The sequence below is a fragment of the Wolbachia endosymbiont of Nasonia vitripennis genome (assembly GCF_048054115.1).
Classification (GTDB): domain Bacteria; phylum Pseudomonadota; class Alphaproteobacteria; order Rickettsiales; family Anaplasmataceae; genus Wolbachia.
On the sequence record NZ_JAFEVF010000054.1, the window covers coordinates 1 to 4,068 of the forward strand.

At 34.3% G+C, this 4,068-nt stretch carries 3 protein-coding genes; 2 read left to right on the plus strand and 1 reads right to left on the minus strand.

The window, feature by feature from the left end; all coding sequences use genetic code 11:
- Positions 1 to 198: 198 nt before the first annotated feature.
- Positions 199 to 813 carry a hypothetical protein gene (locus JR053_RS05015; protein ID WP_416603757.1) on the minus strand — a complete coding sequence of 205 codons (615 nt, stop codon included), beginning with the start codon at positions 811 to 813 and terminating at the stop codon, positions 199 to 201.
- A gap of 98 nt (positions 814 to 911) precedes the next feature.
- Between JR053_RS05015 and priA the strand changes: the two genes are divergently transcribed.
- Together priA and JR053_RS05025 are read left to right on the plus strand one after the other, a co-directional pair.
- The gene (priA, locus tag JR053_RS05020) at positions 912 to 3,266 is read left to right on the plus strand and encodes a replication restart helicase PriA (protein WP_416603759.1); all 2,355 of its coding nucleotides are present in this window, start codon (positions 912 to 914) and stop codon (positions 3,264 to 3,266) included.
- Positions 3,267 to 3,381: 115 nt separating this feature from the next.
- Positions 3,382 to 3,933, plus strand: a complete 552-nt coding sequence (locus JR053_RS05025; protein WP_416603761.1) for a hypothetical protein — start codon at positions 3,382 to 3,384, stop codon at positions 3,931 to 3,933.
- Positions 3,934 to 4,068 lie beyond the last annotated feature (135 nt).

Here is a 4,068-nt window from a genome sequence, read left to right on the forward strand (position 1 = left end):
TGGTAAGACTCCTATGCAAACCTTTTTTGATAGTATGCATATTGCTTATCAGAAAAATATTGATAGCATTAAACAGGATGCTGATTTTGGTTTTGACTTTGTTAATTCTTCTGTCAGTTAATTCATGCCTGTCAGATCAAATCTAAACTATTACAGGTTTTGACTTTGTTAATTCTTCTGTCAGTTAATTCATGCTTGTCAGATCAAGTCTAAACTATTACATTTAATCTCATCATTTTCTATGAGTTCTCTTAACTTTTCATTCTTTTGATTTAATTCTTCCTCTGCCTTTCTTCTGTCTTCTTCTAATTTTGTTTCTTTTTCAACAAGCTCATTTTGTATTTGCAAAAACATATCTTGAATGGTTAAGCCATTTAGAAAGTAATCCAATACACTTGACACAAACGGCTGCAATTCACCATTATCTTCAAAGCTCTTTTCCTGCTTTTTGTCATATTGAGTGGGATTATAGATTGCATACAGAGGATAAAAACCATAATTCACCTCGTCGAATGATAACTCTATCGAAAATCCGCTCTGATCAAGTGGAAGTTTAGTAGCTAAATATCTACCATTATCATCTCTGACATATAGCTCATTTATACCATAGTGACCACTATATTTGTTGTAATAAATATAAAAATTCTCAGGATTAAGATTAAAGTAATCATCTAAATTGTTAGGTTTACCGAGCTTTTCACGTAGAAAACTCTTGCTCTTATCTGTAAGTTTGATGCGTGTAGAGAAGTAACACCGATCTATTCGGTCACCTTTTTCTATTTCAAAGTCTAGGACTATTTTATCGCTAAACATACAGAATTTCCTCACATTTCCAGTATTTATGATTATAAATTGTGTACTATGAAAAAAGCATTAAGGCTTCTCTATGTATCTAAAAACAGCGCTAACTTATGACAAAAACAGTTGACGTATTACTGCCACTTCCAATTGATCAGCTATTTTCATATGCAGTTGAGGAAGATACTGAAGTTTCAATTGGAGATTACGTAGTGGTGCCGTTTGGCAGAAAGCGTTTGATTGGAATAGTTTGGAGAGAAAGTAGCAAAAGCGATCGAGAATTAAAATTTATTGAACAAAAGGTCGATTTACCGAGCATCAGACCAAAACTGATCGAATTTGCAGAGTGGGTTGCGCAGTATAATGTAATACCTATTGGTATGCTTGCAAAAGTGATAATGGGAGGAGTGTTAAAGGTAAATCAAATAGATAAGTTAGTTTGCACTAAGCAAAAGCAAGAAATAAGCGAAATAGATTACCAATTAAACCCTGAGCAGCAAGCAGCTCGAGATAAAATAATAAGTAATTTGAATGAGTATTCAGTAACTTTACTTGACGGTGAAACCGGGTCTGGAAAAACGGAAGTTTATCTCTCTGTAATTGCACAGTTAATTAAGAATTATAGTATTTACGAACATTGTCTACCAAAAAGACGTCACTCCATCCTATGGTGTCATCCCAGTGTTTCCTTTTCCTGTACCTCCTTCTCCTGTCATCACAGCGCCTACTTTTTTTGCAATTCCAATGCTCTCTTCTCTTGTCATCCAGGTGCCCTCTTCTCTTGTCATCCCAGTGCCCCGACACTGGGATCCAGTTTTTCATATAATCTCATCACAAACGTTTATTTTAATTTAAGACCAATACCTAATTTAGAATCAAAATTCCTGGATAAACACTGGAATGACACCCTTATATTTAAGGTAAAACCCACTGTAACACTTAGCATACTGCCTTTGCCAAGCACTGGAATGACAACAGAAGGAGGTAATGCACAAGTCCTTATCCTTCTGCCAGAAATTGTCCTAACTTCACAATTGGTAAATCGTGTTCGCAGTCAGACATCTGGCAATATAGCTGAGTGGCATTCAGGACTTACTCCAAAAGCTCGCCGAAATAATTGGCTCAGTATCGCAAATGGAAGTGCGCAGATAATTATTGGGGCACGGTCAGCGCTTTTTTTGCCTTATAAAAACCTAAAATTGATCATCATTGATGAAGAGCATGACTCATCCTTTAAACAAGAACAGGGAATTATATATAATGCTCGAGATATGGCAATTATCTTAGCCAAAATTGAGAACATTCCAATAATTTTATCATCAGCTACTCCGCTGCTTGAAACAATTTATCACGTTAAAAAAGGGAATTACAATCATGTAAAGCTAACCGAACGATTCGGTGGTGCGGAGTTACCGCATATAAAAGTAGTGAATAATAAGCAATGGATTTCCAATGAGCTTTTCGAAGGGATAAAACAAACCATAGAGAAAAAACAGCAAGTTATGCTCTTTCTAAACCGCAGGGGATACGCGCAACTTGCAGTTTGTAAAAAGTGTGGATACAAAATTTCCTGCTCAAATTGCGCTGTTTGGCTTACATACCACAAAAAGAAGAACGTCCTTTTGTGTCACCATTGTTCTTATCAATCAAAACTTCCAGAAAAATGCTCCAATTGTCAAAGTGAGCAGTCATTGCTTCTTTATGGTGTGGGAATTGAGAGGTTACTTGAGGAAATAGTGAAATTAATACCAAGTGCAAAAACTGCGATTATCAGCAGCGATCAGAAGTCGCTTGGTAGCGTCATTGACTCAGTGCTCAAGGAAGAGGTGAATATTATAATCGGTACACAAGTGATTGCCAAAGGGCATAATTTCCCTAAGTTAACTTTGGTTGGAGTGATAAATGCAGATTTAGGACTTGAAAATTCTGATCTTAGGGCAGCAGAAAAGACGTATCAATTATTGCATCAAGTTGCGGGTAGATCTGGGAGGTTCAACGAAAAAGGAACGGTAATAGTGCAAACTAATAATCCTGAAAGTTTGATAATAAAAGCATTGCAGCAGCAAAAAAGGGATTTGTTTTATGAAATTGAACTTGAGTCAAGACGCAAAGCTAAAATGCCACCATTTAGTAGATTAATAGCGCTTATAGTTTGCGGTAAGGATCAATTTGCAACGCAGAAAGCAGCAAGTGAGATAACAAGCTTTTTGCATAATCAATGTTCAGCTACTATTCCTTCTGCGTTGTCATTCCAGTGCGTGACTAGAAAAAAAGAACTCGAAATTTTTGGCCCATCACCAGCAGCAATAAATTTCTTAAATAATAAATATCGGTATAGAGTGCTACTCAAAATACACAATAAACATAGTTTATCTATAAAGAAAAAGCTAAAATATTGGATTAAAAATTACAACTTGAATTCAAATATTGCAGTAACAATAGATGTTGATCCTGTGAGTTTTTTTTGATGTTATTTGAATTTATTTGACATTCACAGAATTAATTATATTAATTTTTTAATCAATGATTTGACTTTTATTAGAGTTTATTATATTATTAATATAACTAGAATAAGGAGATGGTATGACTACTTTACTTGAAATCGTCTGTAGGCAAGGGATAAAGTATCAAGAAAAAATTGAAGAATTGAAGGCATTTCTTGATAAAAATATCGAAATACCTATTGACAAGGAGTTATTTAAATCAGCTTTATCTATAGAGGATACTGTAGATATGAGAAAAAAGATGGTGTATCTTATTTTGCAACACTGCATTGTATACGATAGTACAGGGTCTAAGAAAAAAGAGAAATTATCATTTCAAGACGTGATGAAGATTTTAGATGAAGCGGTGAATAGATTTGTTACTCCTCAGTATTTCTACAAATTGATCAATTTTCAAGATCAAGATCAAGATCGAGAGACGTTATTACACCAAGCTGTTATAAGTAATAACACTGACGCAATAAAAGTTCTTTTTCAGAAGAATGCAAATCCTTTGTTAAAGAATAAAGGAAATAAAATTCCATTAGATTTAGCTCAAGAAAATACAAGAAAAGTACTCATTAAATGTATGCAAGACCAAGCTCAATTGAAAAAAGAAAGTGCTAGATGTAATAGTTTGATTGGCATGTAATAGTTTAGACTTGATCTGACAAGCAAACAAAGTAAGATAAAAATATAGACAAGTTTTAAAGGAAAGGAGTGTCAGATATGAATACAACACAAGAAAAAATACTAAAACCAAAGTTGGGATTGCTAGAACTTGCAA